Origin of the sequence: Micromonospora sp. NPDC093277 (genome assembly GCF_044765245.1) — a bacterium.
Lineage (GTDB): Bacteria > Actinomycetota > Actinomycetes > Mycobacteriales > Micromonosporaceae > Micromonospora.
The window spans coordinates 316458-333588 of the sequence record NZ_JBIWJO010000002.1 but is presented as its reverse complement, the minus strand read 5'-3'; the positions used below and the strand labels follow the sequence as shown (position 1 = coordinate 333588).

Here is a 17131-nt window from a genome sequence, read left to right as displayed (position 1 = left end):
CCCGGCCGACCTCCACCGGAGGGGGCGATCCCGCCTGGGAAAACGGATGGGGCCCGGCGATCACTCGCCGGACCCCACCACGGTTCGTGTGATCGTTACTTCACCACGTTGTACGCGTCGACCATGCCGAAGCCGTAGAACCCGTTACGCGCACCGCCGGAGCAGTACGACGGACCGATGTTGTGCGGCAGTTGGGCGGGCGGGATCGCCGGGGGCCAGTTCGGCACCGGGTTGTAGACCCCATCCGGGCAGGACTTCGCGACTGCCGTGCGCTCCAGGAACGACGACAGCTGGCCGGGGGTCATCCCCGGGTGCGCCGAGAGGGCCAGCGCCGCGACACCGGTGGCGTGCGGGCCGGACATCGACGTGCCCTGCTTGTACCCCCATCCGTTGACCATCTCGCCCTTGGCGTTCGGCAGGCCGACGGTCGAAAGGATGGCGTCGCTCGTGGTCGACCGGGCACCCTGCGTACGGAACCGGGTGTCACCACCCGGGGCCGTCACGCTGATCACGCCCTGGCCGTACGAGGAGTAGTAGCTCTTCTCCCCGGTCGGGCCGACCGCACCGACGGCCACCACGCCCGGCGCCTCCGCCGGCAGGTCGAGGCAGGCGCTGTTGAGGTCCGCGCGAGGCGTGGGCTCCTGCGGCGCCGGCAGGTTGTTCGGGCTGCCGTAGTCGGTGTTCTTGTGGGCCAGGTCGTAGTTCGAGTTACCCGCGGACGCGATGTTGAGCACGCCCTTGTTCTGCGAGTAACGGATGGCCCGCTGCACGGCCTGCCACACCGGACGCTGGCGTGCGTCGTTGCGGCAGTTGAGCTCCCACGGGTCGATGTAGTAGCTGTTGTTGGTCAGCTGCATCCCGTGGTCGGCGGCCCACATGAACCCGCAGACCGCAGCCTCCGGGAAGATGTAGCCGTCGTCGTTGACGACCTTGACCGCCGCCACCTTCACCCCCGGCGCGATGCCGGCGACGCCGACGCCGTTGACGGCGGCGGCGATGGTGCCGGCCACGTGGGTGCCGTGGTCGGAGGTGGTCGGGTTCCAGGCCGCCTCGGCGGTGTTGGTGACACCGCCGATGCAGGACGTGCTCTTGTCCTTGGCGATCTGGGTGGCCAGGTCGGGGTGGCTGCTGGAGATACCGCTGTCCAGCACGCCGACGACCACGTTCGGGCTGCCGGCGTTGACCGCGTGGGCCTGCGGGACGTGGATCATGTTCATGTCCCACTGCTGGCCGTACATGGGCTCCTTGGTCGGGTCGCCGGTGGCTTCGGCGACGTCGGCGGCGGAGACCTCCACGGTCTCGCCCTCGTCGAGGGCGGTACCCAGGCCGGCGGTGGACGCGACCGCGTCGACGCCCGCCCCCGCCACCGCGGTGGCGAAGTTCGGGTTGGTCGAGCGGACAACGAGCACGCCGATCTGGTCGTAGCTGGCCACGATGGTGCCGTTGGCGGCCGCCACGCGGGCGGCGGCCTTGTCGGTCTTGCCGCCCTGCGGGGCGAGGACCAGGAACGTGGTCTCCGGCCCGGCGGCCGCAGCCGGCGCCAGCCCGCCCATGGCGGCGAGGCCGACGCCGAGCGTCACTACGGACGCAGCGGCGAGTGTCTTGCGACGCAGGTTCTTCACACAGACTCCCAGGGACTGATCCAGCCGGCCCTACTGCCTGGCGGGAAGCGGGCCGGCGGAAGACGAGCAGGTTGCTCGCTTTCCAGGGGGTTCAGCGTAGGGACGGGGTGTGGTGTTACACACAGCCGAACGGATGAACAACAATCGTCATATGGTGGGAGTGCGGTGGGTTCGTCCTCCCCATCTCGCGTGCGACCCCGGGTCAGCTCGGGCCGTCCCGCCGCCTGGTCAGCCACGCCCTTGCCGACACATCGAAGATCTCTTACTGTTACGCCCGCGATTGTTGATGTCGCTATGCGTGACGGGGGACGGCATGCAGGGGTTTCAGATTTTCCGGTCGGCTTACCTTCCTCTCCGACCTCGCCGCCCATGAGGTTTCGGCTCCTGGGCCCGCTGACCGTGGGGCCCGGGGACAGGTCGCTCCCCATACGTGGCAACCGGTTACGGTCGGTGCTTGCGCTTTTGCTCGTCAACAACGGCTCATTGGTTCCGACGGACCAGATTGTCAAGGCGGTCTGGGGCGAGACTCCGCCGCGGACCGTGCGGACCCAGGTGCAGGCCCAGATCTCCATCCTGCGGGCCACCTTCCGGCCCATCGGCGGGGTCGAGATCCGCACGCATCCGGCCGGCTACTCCCTGCACACCCAACCTGGCGAGATCGACGTTCACGTGTTCGACCAACTCGTGCGGCGCGGCCGGGCGCTGAGCACGGCTCGCCAGCTCGACTCGGCCGTGGCACTGCTCCGCGAGGCGCTCAAGCTGCACCACGGGCCACCGTTGTGCAACGTCGATGCGCCGTTCGCCCGGGTCGCCGCGGTCCAACTGCAGGAGCAGCGGCTCGACGTGCTCGGTGAGTTGTGCGGGTTGGAGCTGTTACGGGGTCGGCACCAGGAGGTCATCCCTACGTTGACCGAGCTGGTCGCGGAGCATCCGTTGCGGGAGACGTTCTGGAGGCATCTGGTGGTGGCACTGCACGGCGCTGGCCGCCGGGGCGAGGCGATCGCCGCCTATCACCGGGTTCGCCGGCTCCTTCGAGAGGAACTTGGCCTGGACCCGGGCCGGGAACTGGTGGCGGCGTACCGCGACCTGCTCGGGGACGTGCCGACCGCGCCGTCGATGGTCGACGGGAGATCCCTCGCGACGACGCTCGATTGCCTGCGGCTGACCGAACAGTTGCTCCGCGACGTACGCCATCAGCTTGAGGCCCTGGGCGTGTCACCACCAGGGAGATGCTGACACGCGGGCGTGGACCCGGAAGCCGAGCCCCCGCCCGCGTGTCCGTCGAGACGACGATCAGACGACGTCGCAGTCAACGGTGATCGAGTGGGTCGAGCCGTCCCGGAGCAGGACCGAGAGGACCTGCGGCCCGTCGCACAACCGGTTGACGTTGGTTCCGACCTCGTATCGCCCGGTGGCCGGGTTGTACACCGACGTCGACACCGTTCCCCCGGGATGGCCGTTCCACGACGTGCCGACGACGGCGCCCGGGTCGGTCACGGGTTGCCCGGCGGAGTTCTTGATGGCGAACCCGAACGTGAAAGCCTTTGGCGGTGCGGCGTTGGTGTAGTCGCCGACCTTTCTGCCATTGAGGTAGAACCCGTCGAAGGTGTACGAGGTGGTGGGGCGCAGGAAGTTCGCGGAGACGTAGTCCGCCATCGCAGTCCCCGACGACATCCCGGCGTCCGCGTCCCACTGGTAGTGCACACCAAGGTAGACGCGGCTGCGGGCATTCTCCGTGGCAGCGGCGCTGAAGGTGGCGAAGGGCCGGGTGACTCCCACCGCGTGCGGATCCTGGGTGGTGGCGATGAAGAAGAATTCGTCAGTCTTGAAGAAGCCCCTCATCGCGGCCGACCACGCCGCGGCGAACGTGGCGTGCCCGGAGGTGTATGCCGGGAACGGTGGCGAGAAATTCACCCCCTTGTCGTCGGCCGAGAGCGGTTTCCAGGCGGCGTCGGGGCTGGTCGCGGGGTTGCCGTCGGTGGCCGCGAGCTGGATTGCGCTCTCCGGCCGCCACAGGGCGATCGGGGTCTGGTATTTCGCATCCCACGCCACAATGCCGGCGTCGGCCAGCGCGATCGCCACGAGGGCGAAGAGCCGGGCGTTCCCGGCCTGGGTCAGCTTCGCCGACTTCGCCACGATCTGGGTGTGGGCGAAGAGTTGACCTGGTGGCTTGTACGTGAGGTAGTCGAGGTCGTTGGCCCAGAACCAGGCGGCCTGCGTCTGGTCGTCGGTCCGGGACGCGCTGTTGTACCGGCCGAGGTCCTGCACCTCGTTGACCTGAGCCGCGTACTGGGAGCTGGCAAGCAGGTCGGCCATGTTGGAGTAGCCCGCCGGCAGGCCCGGCCGGAACTGGGCGCCGGAGGTCATCGCGAACGGCTTGACCAGGCCCCAACTGGGCGTCGCGGCGGGACCGGAGCCGGTCGGTCGCCACACTCCGGGTGTATCGCTGAACGGGAACGTCGAGGTGTCCGGCGCCCCGTCGTTGGCCCGGAAACTGATCATCGCCTGTGCGCTCGCCGAGCCGATCCGCCGACCGTCGGTCTGGGCTGGCGAGCTGGCCGTCCCGTCCTGCGCGTTGGCCAGGTCGGCATCGAAGTTGACGGCCGGGTACACGCTGCGCAGCGTGTCGTAGGCGGCGTAGTCGATGGCGGTCGCGAGGTCCGGCACGACGCCGGGCGTGGGCGCGACCTTGACCCGGTACGGTTGGCCGATGCACTGGGCGTCACCGGCCGCGCACAGAGCCGAGTTGGTCGCGTCGTAGATCGCGCCGTGCAGCATGGCGCCGGCGCGCGCCAGCGGCCCCGGAGCTCCGCCAACCTGGCGGTACGTACGAATCAGAACGTCGTTCCAGTACAGGACGTGATCATTGGGTGCCGCCGCGTGCGCCGCAGTGGTCGGGAGCACGATGGCGACGGTGCTGAGAGCTGCGGCGGTCAGTGCCAGTGCACCGCACCGTCTCGTTGTGCTGAGCCTGCCCATGGAACTCCTCGGTGAGAGACCCGGAACGGCCGCGGGAAGGTCGCGTCCGCCGTGAGCCTGGGCCAGCTCGCTATGGCCCGGCTACGGCCCTGCCACGGAGCCGTTATTGAGGACCGGGTCGGGGTGCCGCGTGAACCGCCCGTGGGCGGGTAAGCGCTGGCGCGACCGGAGCCGAGACAGGGAGGTGCGTCGTGGCGACCATGACCAAGGAACAGATGAGCCCGGTGCGGGACAAGAACTACGACCTGATCCACACGGTGCAGATGTCGTTGGAGAACATCTACCGGATGGACACTTACATCGCCGACGCGGACGCGCGGGGCGACACGGAACTCGCCAACTGGTTCCGCAAGATCCAGGAGAACAACCGCAAGGCGGGTGACCAGGGCAAGCAGATGCTCATGTCGCGGATGCAGCAGGAGGGGCGCTGACCGCGGACGCAACCGGGGCCGCTGCCCGGCGGGGGCAGCGGCCGGACCCGCCGACGGCGCGGAACATCTCGTCCGACGGACGGCCCGGGCGGCCCGCCGCCCGCTACGGTGTGGAGCGTGGCGACCACGGCGGCCGAGGAGATCCAGGTGGGGGAGCGGCTGGTCCGCGTCTCCAGCCCCGACAAGCCCTACTTCCCTGAGCGCGGGCTGACCAAGCTGGACGTGGTCCGCTACTTCCTCGCCGTCGGCGACGGCATCCTGCGCGCGCTCCGGCACCGGCCGACCATGCTGGAGCGGTGGCCCCGCGGGGTGTTCGAGGGCGCGAAGATCGCCACCCGGCAGAGCAACCGTGGCGACGCGTTCTACCAGAAGCGGCTGCCGGCCGGAGCGCCCGACTGGGTGCGCACCGCGCACATCACCTTCCCGAGCGGCCGGACCGCCGACGAGGTGGCCCCGAGCGAACTGGCCGTGGTGATCTGGGCGGCCAACCTGGGCACCCTGCGCTTCCACCCCTGGCCGGTCTCGGCCGGCGACGTGGAGCACCCCGACCAGCTCCGCATCGACCTCGACCCGATGCCCGGCGTCGACTTCGCCCAGGTGGTCCCGGTCGCCCACGAGGTACGGGCGTTCCTCGACGAGCTGGGGCTGGTCGGTTACCCGAAGACCACCGGCGGCCGGGGCCTGCACGTCTACCTGTCCATCGAGCCGCGGTGGGGCTTCGGCGAGTGTCGGCGGGCGGTGCTGGCCCTGGGGCGGGAGATGCAGCGCCGGCGGCCCGACCTGGTCACCACCACCTGGTGGCGGGAGCAGCGGGACCGGCCGGTCTTCGTCGACTACAACCAGATGGCCCGCGACCACACCATGACGTCGGCGTACTCGATCCGGCCCACCCCGCGTGCCCTGGTCTCCGCCCCACTCGACTGGTCGGAGCTGGACGACGCCCGGCCGGAGGACTTCGACGTGCTGAGCCTGCCGGCCCGGTTCGCCGAGCGCGCCGACCCGCACGCGGGCCTGGACGACCGCAGGTTCTCCCTCGATCCGCTGCTGGAACTGGCCGACCGGGAAGGGCTGGAGTCCCCGCCCGAACGCTGACCCGCTACGGCCAGGGGCTCTGCGTCCCGTCGAACTCCTCGAAGACCAGCCAGGTACGCGTCGACAGCACCCCGGCGATGCTCTGCACCCGCTCCAGCACCACGTCCCGCAGCGTGGCGTTGTCCGGCGCGCGGACCAGGGCCAGTACGTCGTGCTCGCCGCTGAGCAGCGCCACGTGTTCGACGTAGCGCACCCGGGCCAGCTCGGCCGACACCTCGCGCCAGGTGTTCTGCTCGATGGTCAAGGCGATGTACGCCGACGTGCCCAGCCCGGCCGGCTCCGGCGCCACCCGGGCCCGGAACCCGGTGATCACCCCGTCCCGCAACAGGCGCTCCACCCGGGCGTACGCGTTGGTGCGCGAGACGTGTACCCGTTCGGCCAGCGTACGGACGGAAAGCCGGCCGTCGTCGACCAGTTCGCGCAGGATCCGCCGGTCCACCTCGTCGAGGGGGCCGGCCGAACGTCCCGTTCCGCCCGCCGCGCCCGCTACGGGGTTGGTCTCCTGGCTCATGAATCGCTCCTCGTCCTGCCATTCGTCCCACGTTCAACCGCGAACTTGAGTCAATCATCCGAGGGCGTGAGCATAGGACCACCACAAGTCCAGGAGGTCCTCGCCGTGACGACCACACCCCAGGCGGTCCGCAGGGCATCCCCCCGCACTCGCCGGAAGACCAACCCGGCCGTTCCCGACCCGTCGGCCGGCCTGCTGCCGCGCACCGAGCCGGTCCGGCTGCTGAACCCGGACGGCAGCCCGCTGCCGGCCCGCGACGACTACCCGGAGCCGCCTGTCGAGGCGCTGCGCGAGATGTACCGGCGGATGGTCGTCGGCCGCCGCTTCGACGTCCAGGCCACCGCGCTGACCAAGCAGGGCCGCCTCGCCGTCTACCCGTCCTCGCGAGGGCAGGAGGCGTGCCAGGTTGGCGGCGTGCTGGCGCTGCGCGACAGCGACTGGGTCTTCCCCACCTACCGCGAGTCGATGGCGCTGACCGCCCGGGGCATCGACCCGGTCGAGGTGCTCACCCTGCTGCGCGGTGACTGGCACTGCGGGTACGACTCCGCCGCCCGGCACACCGCGCCGCAGTGCACCCCGCTCGCCACCCAGTGCGTGCACGCCGCCGGCCTGGCCTACGGCGAGTCGTACCAGGGGCGGGATACCGTGGCGCTGGCGTTCATCGGCGACGGCGCGACCAGCGAGGGCGACTTCCACGAGGGGGTCAACTTCGCCGCCGTGTTCAAGGCCCCGGTCGTCTACTTCGTGCAGAACAACAAGTACGCGATCAGCGTCCCGCTGTCCCGGCAGACCGCCGCGCCGAGCCTGGCCTACAAGGGCGTCGGCTACGGCGTGCCGAGCGAGCAGGTCGACGGCAACGACCCGATGGCCGTGCTCGCGGTGCTGACCCGCGCGGTGGAGCACGCCCGGTCCGGCAAGGGGCCGTTCCTGGTCGAGGCGCACACGTACCGGATGGAACCGCACACCAACGCCGACGACCAGACCCGCTACCGGGACGCCGAGGAGGTCGAGGCGTGGCGGGACCGCGACCCGATCGCCCGGCTGGAGGCGTACCTGCGCGGTCAGGGGGTGCTGGACGACGCCGCCGTCGCCGCGATCGCGGACGAGGCCGAGGCGTACGCCGCCGCGCTGCGCGACCGGATGAACGCCCAGCCCACGGTCGACCCGATGAGCCTCTTCGACCACGTGTACGCGGAGCCGACCCCGCAGCTGGTCGAGCAGCGCGAGCAGGTCCGCGCCGAGCTGGCCGCCGCCCAGGAGGGGGACGCCTGATGGCCACCATGACCATGGCGAAGGCGCTCAACGCCGCGCTCGCCGACGCGATGCTCGCCGACGAGCGGGTCGTCGTCTTCGGCGAGGACGTCGGGCAGCTCGGCGGCGTCTTCCGGATCACCGACGGCCTCCAGGCCCGGTTCGGCGACAAGCGCTGCTTCGACACCCCCCTCGCCGAGGCCGGCATCGTCGGCTTCGCCGTCGGCCTGGCCATGTCCGGGCTGCGGCCGGTGGTCGAGATGCAGTTCGACGCGTTCGCGTACCCGGCGTTCGAGCAGATCGCCTCGCACGTGGCGAAGCTGCGCAACCGCACCCGGGGTGCGCTCAGCGTGCCGATCGTCATCCGGGTGCCGTACGCCGGTGGCATCGGCGGGGTGGAGCACCACTGCGACTCCTCCGAGGCGTACTACGCGCACACCCCGGGCCTGAAGGTGGTCACCCCGGCCACCGTCGAGGACGCGTACTCGCTGCTGCGCGAGGCGATCGACGACCCGGATCCGGTCGTGTTCATGGAGCCGAAGAAGCTCTACTTCTCCAGTGCCGAGGCGGAGCTGCCGGCCCGTACCGCGCCGTTCGGCCAGGCCGTCGTACGCCGCGCCGGCACCGACGCCACCCTGGTCGCGTACGGCCCGGCGGTGCCGGTCGCCCTGGAGGCGGCCGAGGCCGCCCGCGAGGAGGGCTGGGACCTGGAGGTCGTTGACGTACGCACCATCGTGCCGTTCGACGACGCCACGGTCACCGCCTCGGTCCGCCGGACCGGCCGGTGCGTGGTGATCCAGGAGGCACAGGGCTTCGCCGGGGTCGGCGCGGAGATCGCCGCCCGGGTGCAGGAGCGCTGCTTCCACGCGCTGCACGCCCCGGTGCTGCGGGTGTCCGGCCTGGACATCCCGTACCCGGCGCCGATGCTGGAGCACACCCACCTGCCCTCGGTGGACCGGGTGCTGGACGCCGTGGCCCGCCTGCAGTGGGACGACCAGCCCGACGCACGCTGGGTGGCGGCATGACGACCGCGCAGCAGACCCGGGACTTCCTCCTGCCCGACCTCGGGGAAGGGCTGAGCGAGGCGGAGATCGTCGAGTGGCGGGTCGCCGTCGGTGACGTGGTCACCGTGGACCAGACCGTCGTCGAGGTGGAGACCGCCAAGGCCGTCGTCGACGTGCCCTGCCCGTACGCCGGGCGGGTCGTGGCCCTGCACGGCGCGGCGGGCGAGGTCCGTCCGGTCGGCCAGCCGTTGATCACCATCGCGCCGCTGGACGGCTCGGACGGGGAGGACCCGCACGCCACCTACCGCGAGGAGGAGCGTGCCGGCTCCGGCAACGTCCTGATCGGGTACGGCACCGGCCACGGCGGTTCGGGCCGGCGGCGTCGCCGGCCCCGGCTGGCCCTCGCCCCGGAGCCCACTACCACCACCGCTGCGTCGGCTGCCGCCGGCCCGGCCCAGAACGTCGGATCGTCGGCCGCCGGAGGCACCCCGGCGGCCGGCGGTCCGGCTGGCACCGACGGGCGCGCCTTCCTGGTCATCTCGCCGATCGTCCGGCGCCTGGCCAGGGAACGCGGCGTGGATCTGGCCGCGCTGCGCGGCACCGGGCCCGGCGGGGTGATCCGCCGTGCCGACGTGGAGTCCGCCTCGGCCGCCCCGGCGGTGCTCGCCGCCGTGCCGGACGCCCCGGAGGCGCACGTCGGGCTCGCCCCGATCGACGGCGGTGACGTGGTCATCCCGCTCACCGGCATCCGCAAGGCGATCGCCGACAAGCTCTCCCGCAGCCGGCGGGAGATCCCCGAGGTCACCATCTGGGTGGACGTGGACGCCACCGGGCTGCTGGAGACCCGGGCCGCGATCAACGCGGCCGCTCCGGACTCGCCGGTCAGCATCCTGGCCCTGCTGGCCCGGATCTGCCTCAGCGGCCTGCGGAAGTATCCGCAGCTCAACGCGCACGTGGATACCGAGGGGCAGCGGATCGTCCAGTCGGCCGGGGTGCACCTGGGCATCGCCGCGCAAACCGACCGGGGCCTGATCGTCCCGGTGCTTCGCGACGCCCAGCGACTGACCACCCGGGAGCTGGCCGCCGCGCTGGTGGAGACCACCACCGCCGTCCGGGCCGGCACCCTCCCGCCGGCGCGGCTGACCGGTGGCACCTTCACCCTCAACAACTACGGGGTGTTCGGGGTGGACGGCTCCACTCCGATCATCAATCACCCGGAGGCGGCGCTGCTCGGCGTCGGCCGGATCGTGGACAAGCCCTGGGTGGTCGACGGGCAGCTCGCGGTCCGCAAGGTGACCCAGCTCAGCCTCACCTTCGACCACCGGGTCTGTGACGGCGGCGTGGCCGGCGGCTTCCTGCGCCACGTCGCGGACTGCGTGGAGCAGCCCGCGCTGCTGGTGGCGAACGTCTGAACCCGGCCGGGGCCGGTCACCCTCACTGTGGGGTGACCGGCCCCGTCGTGTCTCCCGGAAACCGGGACCCACCGGTCCTCTCCGGCACGCCGAACATCACCGGCGCCCATTCGGGACATCACCTCCCCGCAACGACCTGCCCGGCGCATCGGCGACAGTTACCCCTGGTTTGGCGAGCATTTCTCGGGGAAGAGCGCCGTGGGCCTGGGAAGCGCCGTACAGAATGTGGCCAAAGGGGGAGTGGAAATGGGGGGCCGAATATGGACGTGAGGCGACGATTCACGCTATTGGCGGTAACCATGGCGACCACGCCGTTGGTTGTCGCCGGCTGCACGGCCGGGCCGAAGTTGACGAAGTCGGAGAAGAAGCCCCCGTCGGTGACCGTGACACCTGCGAACAGCACCAAGGACGTGCCGATCAGCGCCGAGGTGGGCACCACCGTCAGCGGCGGGAAGATCACCGCGGTCCGACTCACCGACGACAAGGGCGCGCAGGTCCCGGCCGAGCCACGGGAGGACGGCTCGAGCTGGGTGCCGAACAAGCCGTTGCAGAATTCCCGAACCTACACCGCGGAGGTGACCGCGACCGGCGACTCCGGAAAGACGACCACACAGAAGACGACGTTCACCACGTCGGCGAAGTCGACCAAACCGGCGATCACCAGTGAACTCTATTTCACCGACAAACAGACGTACGGGACGGCGATGCCGGTGGTCGTCGCATTCGACCCGCCGATTCCGAAGGAGGCCAGGGCGGACGTACAGCGGCGATTGTTCGTGAAAACCGATCCGCCGCAGCCGGGCACCTGGTCGTGGGTAGCGGATGGCAAACAGGTCGAATACCGCGCGCCGGACTTCTGGAAGCCGGGCACGAAGATCAGCGTGCGCAGTGCCCTGCAGGGGCTGCCGATCGGCAAGGACGCCGTCGGTGACGCGGACCACTCCGGGACCTCGAAGGTCGGCCGGCAGGTCTCGATGGACATCGACAACGCCACCAAGCAGATGTCGGTCTACCAGGACGGCAAGCTGGTCAAGAAGATCCCGGTGAGTCTCGGCAAGGAGAGCACACCGACCTCCAGCGGCAACATGGTGATCATGGAGAAGTTCGACCGGACCACCTTCGACACCCGGGGCGACCCGGCCGGCGGTTACGTGGTCGACGTCGATGATGCGCAGCGGCTCACCTGGGGCGGCGAGTTCATCCACGCCGCGCCGTGGTCGGAGGGGGAGCAGGGCAGTACCAACACCTCACACGGCTGCACCAACGTCTCGTCCGTTGACGCGCACTGGCTGATGGGCATCACCCAGGTCGGCGACCTGGTGACGGTCAAGGGCACCGAGGTGAAGTTGGACCAGGGCAACGGCTTCACGGCCTGGAACGTCAGCTGGGACGACTTCGCCAAGGGCAGCGCGCTGCCGGTGCCGGCCGGGCTCAAGCCCACGCAGAGCGCGACGCCGCACCCGGGCGCGGTGGCCGGCGGTTCGGCACCCGCACCCGCACCGTCGATCAGCGGCGGCTGAGGGACCTGGGGGAACGACCGAGGGACGGCTCGCCAGTGGCGGGCCGTCCCCGCCGTGCTCGGGCCGGGGCGACGCGGGCGTCTCGGGGCCACCCTGAGTCTCTCGGGGTCTACCCGGGACGTTCCCGGATCCCGGGTCCGGGCGGCCGAAAATGTCGGTCCCGACGGATAGGTTTGCCGGCATGGGACAGCGCAGCGACCGGTTCGACGTGCAGATCAGCGTCGGTGACCACGTGGTGGACGTCCGCGCCGTGGGTGAGATCGACATCGCCACGGTCGGGGCGTTCCGGGCCGCGCTCTGGGCCGCCCCGGCACGGCCGATGCTGCGGTTGGACCTCTCCGGCGTCCGGGTGCTCTCCGCCGCCGGGGTGCGGGCGCTGGTCGCGGCGCACCTGCGGATCCGGGCCCGCGGTGGCGAGCTGGTGCTGGTCGACCCCGATCCGGTGGTGACCCGGGTGCTGCGCGCCACCGGGCTGCACCGGGTGATGCCGATCCACGAGTCGGCGCGGGCGGGTGCGCCCAGGCCGGTGGAGCTGGCGGCGGCCTGACCGGCGGCCCGGGGCCGCCGGCCGGACCGACAGCCCCGGGTGGATCAGTGACGGCTCAGCGGACGCCGAGCAGGTCGACCACGAACACCAGGGTCTCGCCCGGCTTGATGGCACCGCCGGCACCCCGGTTTCCGTAGCCCAGGTGCGGCGGGATGGTCAGCTTGCGCCGGCCGCCCACCTTCATGCCGACGACGCCCTGGTCCCAGCCGGCGATGACCCGCCCGCCGCCGAGCGGGAACTCGAACGCGTCACCCCGGTTCCACGACGCGTCGAACTCGCGGCCGGTGGAGTGGGCCACCCCGACGTAGTGCACCTTGGCGTGCTGGCCGGGGCGGGCCTCCGGGCCCTCGCCGACCGTGATGTCCTCGATGACGAGATCGGCGGGCGCTTCGCCCTCGATCGGGCCAACCTCAGGCTTCTCCATAGCGGGTCTCCTCGGTGGTTCCGGATGTGGGTCTCCGTCGATCCTGCCGGATCGCGGCCGGCCGATACGCGCCGGTCCCCGCCTGTCGGAGGCGGGGACCGGTGGGCGGACGAGATGGCGGGCGCCACCTTCGGTGACGCCCGCCCGATGGGTGCTGCCGGATCGTTCACTTCACTTGAGCCAGGGGAGCCGCTGGACGATGGGGAGGTTCGCCCAGGCCCGACCGAGCCCGAGGGTGTTGCCGGCGCCGACCAGGGCCAGGCCGGCCAGCAGACCCGCGTAGATGAGGTGGTCGTCCATGAAGGGGTTGTTGGCGGGGGGCAGCACGGCCGTCCACATCATGACCATCAGCAGCCCACCGGCGACCGCGGCGACCCGCATCCCGACGCCGACGATCAGGGCCACGCCGATGGCCGCCAGCCCGGTCATGAACATCCAGTCCGCCCAGGCCGCCCCGGCGATGCCGTGGTAGAAGCCCTCGAGCGGGCCCTTGGTGCCGAAGGCCAGGAAGCCCTTGGTGGGGCTGCCGCCGTTGATCCAGGCGTTCTTCGCCGCGGTTTCGTGTCCCAGGCCGAACATCTTGTCCAGGAAGGCCCAGAGGAAGATCCAGCCGAGGGCGATCCGCAGTCCGGCGAAGACGTACCGGGCGGCTCGCTGCCGGGTGGTCTCGGCCTCGCGGGTGGTCCGAACCGCCGGAGCGATGGTGTTGGCGTTGATCCGCTCGATCGTCGCGGTCATGGTCTCCACGTCCCTTCTGGTGGTTCGCACCGCGCCTTTCCGGTGGCACATTCATTCCACCTCCGGGGCGTCCTCGGCGGCAGGGCCGACCGGGCCGCTCCGGACCGGGACCTTGGACCCCTTCGGGCCCGGTCCGGTCGGCCTTTCCCGGCCTGCCGACCGCCTCTGACCACGGTGGTTGCCGCCGCCCTAACGTCGTTGTGGAACAGCGGGCCGAGGAGGTCGTGATGCGTACATGGCAGGTGGGCGACGTGATGACCAAGGACGTCGCGACGGTGGGCGAGGAGACCCCGTACCGGCAGATCGTCGACGTGCTGATCCGGCGAGGCATCAGCGCCGTGCCGGTGGTGGACGACTTCCGCCGGGTACTGGGCGTGGTCTCCGAGGCGGACCTGCTGCACAAGGTGGAACGGGCCGGGCAGTTCGACGAGCGGCGGGTCTTCGAGGGCCGGCGCCGGCGTACCGCCCGGGAGAAGGCGGGCGCGCTGGTCGCGAAGGACCTGATGACCGCGCCGGCGGTGACCACCTATCCGCAGGCGGCGCTGCCGGCGGCGGCCCGGTTGATGGAACGCGAGGTGGTCAAGCGACTGCCGGTGCTGGACGACCTCGGCCGGCTGGTCGGCATCGTCACCCGAAGCGACCTGCTCCGGGTGCATCTGCGCACCGATGCCGAGATCCGCGAGGACGTGGTGCAGGAGGTGCTGCGCCGGGTGCTCGCGGTGCGGGACGGCCTGGTCACCGTCCAGGTCCGTGACGGCGCGGTCACCCTGGACGGCCGATTGGACCGGCGCAGCGCCGTCGACCTCGCCGGCCGGCTCGCCGCCCAGGTCAGCGGCGTCGTGCAGGTCGACAACGCGATCGGGTACGACGTGGACGACACCACGCTCCGGGAGGTGGACCCGGTGCACGCCACGCCGGTCGTCTGACCGTCGGCGCCGGCCGGCCCGCCACCCCTGGGTCGGCCGGCTCAGCCGGCCCGGGCGAGCTGGGCGGCGAGCAGCGCGGGCGCCTCCGCGAGCGACGGGCCGTACCAGGTCAGATGCCGGCCCGAGACGAGCGCGGCCGGTACGCCGGGAAACGCCTCCGGCCCGTCCTCGGCGGTGAACCGGTACGGCTCGTCCGGCAACACCACCAGTTCCGGTGCCCGGGCGCGCAGCTCCTCCAGGCCTGGGCGCGGGTAGCGGTCCTCGTGGTCGGCCCACTGGTTGACGACGCCGAGCCGGCGCAGCACATCGCCGGCGAAGGTGTCCCGGCCGAGGACCACCCACGGCCGCCGCCACACCGGTACGACCGCGCCGCGTGGCGCCGCCGGCACGGGCTGCCCGGCCCAGGCCCGCCGGGCAGCCCGCAGCCAGTCCGGCTCGCCCGACCCGCCGAGCGCGGCGAGCAGCTCACCGAGCTGGGCCAGCGCCTCGGGGACGGTACGGGGAAAGGTGATCCGAACCGGCACGCCGGCCGCACGCAGGGCGTCCGCGTCGGCGCGCCGGTTCTCCTCCTCGTTGAGCAGCACCAGGTCGGGGCGGAGCGCGAGCACCCGATCCAGGTCGGGGTATTTGCTCCCACCGACCCGGGCGACGTTCAGCCCGGCCGGGTGGGTGCACCAGTCGGTGGCGCCGACCAGCACCTCGGGCCGGGTCAACGCCACGGCCTCGGTCAACGACGGCACCAGTGACACCACCCGCACGGCCGCTCCTCTCCACGCTGAGCAGCATCCTCGCTCACGGGGGAACGCCCGGCGCGGGGCGGGCGGTCAGCGGGGCGTCTCGTCCACCACCGCCGTCACATCCAGGTGCGCCGGACGGCAGCCGAGCGTCGCCGCGAACCGCCGGACCGCGGCGTCCACCTGGGCGCGGGCCGCGCCGAGACCGGCGGCGGGGTCCAGGCCCACCTCGACCCAGATGTCCGGCCGGACGGCCGGGCCGGTGAGCAGCACGCGGGCCCGGTGCACGCCCGGAGCCCGGAGCAGATCCCGTTCCAGCGCGTCGGTGAGCACCTCGCTCGCCACCCGGGTACGCCCACCACCGTCCCCCGGATGCGTCAGGGTGCCGGTCAGCCGGCCCGGCACCCGCAGACCGGCGGCGAGCAGCCGCCGCCCGAGCAGGGCCAGCAGCACCCCACCCGCCGCCACCGCGAGGGCGCTCCACGGCGTACCGGCCCGCCACCAGGTGACCGGCGCGGACCCGAGCAACGGGCTGCCGCCGCCCGGTAGCCAACCCAGCCCGACCGCCGACGCGGTCGCGCCCGCCGCGACGAGCAGCAGCGCGAGCACCGTCCAGAGCAGCCGGTGGGCGGCGTTGCTCACGTGATCCCCCGCTCGGGGAGGAGCCGGACCTCGATCGGGTCGCGGCGCGGGGCGGCCAGCCGGTCGAGCTCCCAGCGCAGCGCGAACTCGACGTCGGCACGGGCCGCCGGGTCGCCGGTGGCGGTCACCCGGGGCCGCCAGGCGTCCCCGCGCCGGCGCAGGCGTACCCGGGCCCGGCGGACGCTCGGCACGGCGCGGGCCGCCCGGGCCAGCCGCCGTTCGACCGAGCGGCGTTGCAGATGCCAACCGTCGTCCTCGGTCAGCCGCAGTCGGGTGGGGCGCCACCGGCGCAACTCCGCGACCAGCACCACCAGGCCGAGCAGGGCGACGCCCGCGGCGACCGCCCGGACCGGGGCGTCCTGCCAGCGGGTGGTGGTCAGGACGGCGTACCACCGGTGGACCAGCGGGCCGGGGTGGCCGAACGCGGCGAGTAGCGCCTCGACCGCCACGAGCGCACCGCCGGCGAGCAGGGCGACGGCGAGCAGCAGGGTGGCGAGCCGGTTGACCGTCCGCACCTCAACCTCCGGCCACCGGGCTCACGTCGCCGTCCAGGCGTCCGTGTCGGCCCTCGGCTCGTGCTGCGCGGTGGCTGCCTGGTCGGGCAGGCGCAGGTCCACCACCGTGACGGTGATCGCCTCGACGGTGAGTCCGGTCTCCGCTCCGACCCGGTCGCCGATCCGGTGGCGTACCGCCTCGGCGACCGTCGCCAGGTGGGTGCCGTGGTCGACGACCAGGTCCAGGTCGACCCGGGCGGCGCCGCCGCACACCCGGACGGTCGCCTCGGCGCCGGCGGCGGCCGGCGTGCGTGACGCCGCCTCCTCGACCAGCCGGGCGATCCGCTCCTCCGTCCACGGTTGCACCGGGACGGCGGGCTCGAAAGCGGGCGCCGGCCCGGGCATGGCCATGGCCGCGCCGCGCCGCCGCATGGTGGTCAACGTCGCGCCCCGTTCACCGGTGCCGGTCCGCGCCAGCGGCCCGCGTTCGGTCCGGAACGCCGCCCAGCGGCGCGGAGGCCGAATTGCGGCCGATCCGGTCGGCGAACCCGGAGGCGGTGACGTCGCCGTCGACGACCCGGATCAGTAGCCAGCCGACCAGCCCGGCCAGGGCGGCGGCCGCGGCGGCACCGATCCCGCCGAGCGCCAGGACCGCCACCAGGAGGAACCCGGCGAGGAACCCGAACTGTTGCCGCGTCATGCCCACCTCCGCTCAGTGGCGAATCGACCGGACGGGCGGCGCGTACCCGTTCCCGCGTCGCGCAGTCATCGCGTCGACGACAGGGGGCGACCGGACCGCCAGGT

Annotated in this window: 19 protein-coding genes; 9 read left to right on the top strand and 10 right to left on the bottom strand. The window is 72.1% G+C overall.

The annotated features are described in order from the left end of the window. Positions 1-95: 95 nt before the first annotated feature. Entirely contained in the window at positions 96-1622 is a 1527-nt protein-coding gene (locus ACIRG9_RS06140) for a S8 family peptidase (RefSeq protein ID WP_402850924.1), read from the bottom strand. A 483-nt stretch (positions 1623-2105) separates the two neighbouring features. On the opposite strand from ACIRG9_RS06140, the gene ACIRG9_RS06135 reads away from it, so the two are divergent. Next, positions 2106-2858, top strand: coding sequence for a BTAD domain-containing putative transcriptional regulator (locus tag ACIRG9_RS06135; protein WP_402850921.1), 753 nt, complete (start codon positions 2106-2108; stop codon positions 2856-2858). Between the two features lie 57 nt (positions 2859-2915). On the opposite strand, the gene ACIRG9_RS06130 is transcribed toward ACIRG9_RS06135, so the two are convergent. Continuing rightward, positions 2916-4526 (bottom strand): vanadium-dependent haloperoxidase, encoded by a 1611-nt coding sequence (locus ACIRG9_RS06130; protein WP_402850918.1) that lies wholly within the window; start codon positions 4524-4526, stop codon positions 2916-2918. Positions 4527-4801: 275 nt separating this feature from the next. On the opposite strand from ACIRG9_RS06130, the gene ACIRG9_RS06125 reads away from it, so the two are divergent. Together ACIRG9_RS06125 and ACIRG9_RS06120 are read left to right on the top strand one after the other, a co-directional pair. Continuing rightward, complete coding sequence (locus tag ACIRG9_RS06125; RefSeq protein WP_402851874.1) at positions 4802-5032, top strand: hypothetical protein; 231 nt, start codon at positions 4802-4804, stop codon at positions 5030-5032. Positions 5033-5140: 108 nt separating this feature from the next. After that, on the top strand, positions 5141-6124 hold the full coding sequence (locus ACIRG9_RS06120; RefSeq protein ID WP_402850915.1) for a DNA polymerase domain-containing protein: 984 nt from the start codon (positions 5141-5143) through the stop codon (positions 6122-6124). 4 nt (positions 6125-6128) lie between these two features. Here ACIRG9_RS06120 and ACIRG9_RS06115 read toward each other — a convergent pair whose 3' ends face one another. Then, a complete protein-coding gene (locus tag ACIRG9_RS06115; protein ID WP_402850912.1) occupies positions 6129-6635 on the bottom strand; it encodes an Lrp/AsnC family transcriptional regulator in 507 nt (168 codons plus the stop codon). Between the two features lie 72 nt (positions 6636-6707). Between ACIRG9_RS06115 and pdhA the strand changes: the two genes are divergently transcribed. The 5 genes from pdhA to ACIRG9_RS06090 all read left to right on the top strand — a co-directional run bounded on the left by pdhA (position 6708) and on the right by ACIRG9_RS06090 (position 12369). After that, a complete protein-coding gene (pdhA, locus tag ACIRG9_RS06110) occupies positions 6708-7907 on the top strand; it encodes a pyruvate dehydrogenase (acetyl-transferring) E1 component subunit alpha (RefSeq protein ID WP_402851871.1) in 1200 nt (399 codons plus the stop codon). Further along, positions 7907-8911 carry an alpha-ketoacid dehydrogenase subunit beta gene (locus ACIRG9_RS06105; protein ID WP_402850909.1) on the top strand — a complete coding sequence of 335 codons (1005 nt, stop codon included), beginning with the start codon at positions 7907-7909 and terminating at the stop codon, positions 8909-8911. Before pdhA ends, ACIRG9_RS06105 begins: the two co-directional genes overlap by 1 nt. Then, positions 8908-10302: a dihydrolipoamide acetyltransferase family protein gene (locus ACIRG9_RS06100; RefSeq protein ID WP_402850906.1), complete on the top strand. Its 1395-nt coding sequence runs from the start codon at positions 8908-8910 to the stop codon at positions 10300-10302. The genes ACIRG9_RS06105 and ACIRG9_RS06100 overlap by 4 nt, the downstream gene beginning before the upstream one ends. 260 nt (positions 10303-10562) lie before the next feature. Further along, on the top strand, positions 10563-11822 hold the full coding sequence (locus tag ACIRG9_RS06095) for an Ig-like domain-containing protein (protein WP_402850903.1): 1260 nt from the start codon (positions 10563-10565) through the stop codon (positions 11820-11822). Positions 11823-12003: 181 nt separating this feature from the next. After that, the gene (locus tag ACIRG9_RS06090) at positions 12004-12369 is read left to right on the top strand and encodes an STAS domain-containing protein (protein ID WP_402850900.1); all 366 of its coding nucleotides are present in this window, start codon (positions 12004-12006) and stop codon (positions 12367-12369) included. A 55-nt stretch (positions 12370-12424) separates the two neighbouring features. Here ACIRG9_RS06090 and ACIRG9_RS06085 read toward each other — a convergent pair whose 3' ends face one another. Continuing rightward, positions 12425-12793 (bottom strand): FKBP-type peptidyl-prolyl cis-trans isomerase, encoded by a 369-nt coding sequence (locus ACIRG9_RS06085; protein ID WP_402850897.1) that lies wholly within the window; start codon positions 12791-12793, stop codon positions 12425-12427. 171 nt (positions 12794-12964) lie between these two features. Next, positions 12965-13540 (bottom strand): hypothetical protein, encoded by a 576-nt coding sequence (locus tag ACIRG9_RS06080; protein ID WP_402850894.1) that lies wholly within the window; start codon positions 13538-13540, stop codon positions 12965-12967. A 218-nt stretch (positions 13541-13758) separates the two neighbouring features. Here ACIRG9_RS06080 and ACIRG9_RS06075 point away from each other — a divergent pair, with 218 nt between their 5' ends. Then, a complete protein-coding gene (locus tag ACIRG9_RS06075) occupies positions 13759-14457 on the top strand; it encodes a CBS domain-containing protein (protein WP_402850891.1) in 699 nt (232 codons plus the stop codon). Positions 14458-14498: 41 nt separating this feature from the next. Here ACIRG9_RS06075 and ACIRG9_RS06070 read toward each other — a convergent pair whose 3' ends face one another. The 5 genes from ACIRG9_RS06070 to ACIRG9_RS06050 all read right to left on the bottom strand — a co-directional run bounded on the left by ACIRG9_RS06070 (position 14499) and on the right by ACIRG9_RS06050 (position 17027). Then, positions 14499-15215, bottom strand: coding sequence for a helical backbone metal receptor (locus ACIRG9_RS06070; RefSeq protein WP_402850888.1), 717 nt, complete (start codon positions 15213-15215; stop codon positions 14499-14501). Positions 15216-15281: 66 nt separating this feature from the next. Next, positions 15282-15833: a hypothetical protein gene (locus tag ACIRG9_RS06065; protein ID WP_402850885.1), complete on the bottom strand. Its 552-nt coding sequence runs from the start codon at positions 15831-15833 to the stop codon at positions 15282-15284. Beyond that, complete coding sequence (locus ACIRG9_RS06060) at positions 15830-16348, bottom strand: hypothetical protein (protein WP_402850882.1); 519 nt, start codon at positions 16346-16348, stop codon at positions 15830-15832. The genes ACIRG9_RS06065 and ACIRG9_RS06060 overlap by 4 nt, the downstream gene beginning before the upstream one ends. A 21-nt stretch (positions 16349-16369) precedes the next feature. Beyond that, complete coding sequence (locus ACIRG9_RS06055; RefSeq protein WP_402851868.1) at positions 16370-16759, bottom strand: Asp23/Gls24 family envelope stress response protein; 390 nt, start codon at positions 16757-16759, stop codon at positions 16370-16372. A gap of 22 nt (positions 16760-16781) precedes the next feature. Next, positions 16782-17027: a hypothetical protein gene (locus ACIRG9_RS06050; protein ID WP_402850880.1), complete on the bottom strand. Its 246-nt coding sequence runs from the start codon at positions 17025-17027 to the stop codon at positions 16782-16784. Positions 17028-17131: the final 104 nt, after the last annotated feature.

Bases quoted from the DNA above. Each gene is read 5' to 3' on its own strand.
- ACIRG9_RS06125 (WP_402851874.1), top strand. From the start codon at position 4,802: ATGACCAAGGAACAGATGAGCCCGGTGCGGGACAAGAACTACGACCTG.
- ACIRG9_RS06115 (WP_402850912.1), bottom strand. From the start codon at position 6,635: ATGAGCCAGGAGACCAACCCCGTAGCGGGCGCGGCGGGCGGAACGGGA.
- ACIRG9_RS06105 (WP_402850909.1), top strand. From the start codon at position 7,907: ATGGCCACCATGACCATGGCGAAGGCGCTCAACGCCGCGCTCGCCGAC.
- ACIRG9_RS06100 (WP_402850906.1), top strand. From the start codon at position 8,908: ATGACGACCGCGCAGCAGACCCGGGACTTCCTCCTGCCCGACCTCGGG.
- ACIRG9_RS06095 (WP_402850903.1), top strand. From the start codon at position 10,563: ATGGACGTGAGGCGACGATTCACGCTATTGGCGGTAACCATGGCGACC.
- ACIRG9_RS06090 (WP_402850900.1), top strand. From the start codon at position 12,004: ATGGGACAGCGCAGCGACCGGTTCGACGTGCAGATCAGCGTCGGTGAC.
- ACIRG9_RS06085 (WP_402850897.1), bottom strand. From the start codon at position 12,793: ATGGAGAAGCCTGAGGTTGGCCCGATCGAGGGCGAAGCGCCCGCCGAT.
- ACIRG9_RS06075 (WP_402850891.1), top strand. From the start codon at position 13,759: ATGCGTACATGGCAGGTGGGCGACGTGATGACCAAGGACGTCGCGACG.
- ACIRG9_RS06055 (WP_402851868.1), bottom strand. From the start codon at position 16,759: ATGCGGCGGCGCGGCGCGGCCATGGCCATGCCCGGGCCGGCGCCCGCT.
- ACIRG9_RS06050 (WP_402850880.1), bottom strand. From the start codon at position 17,027: ATGACGCGGCAACAGTTCGGGTTCCTCGCCGGGTTCCTCCTGGTGGCG.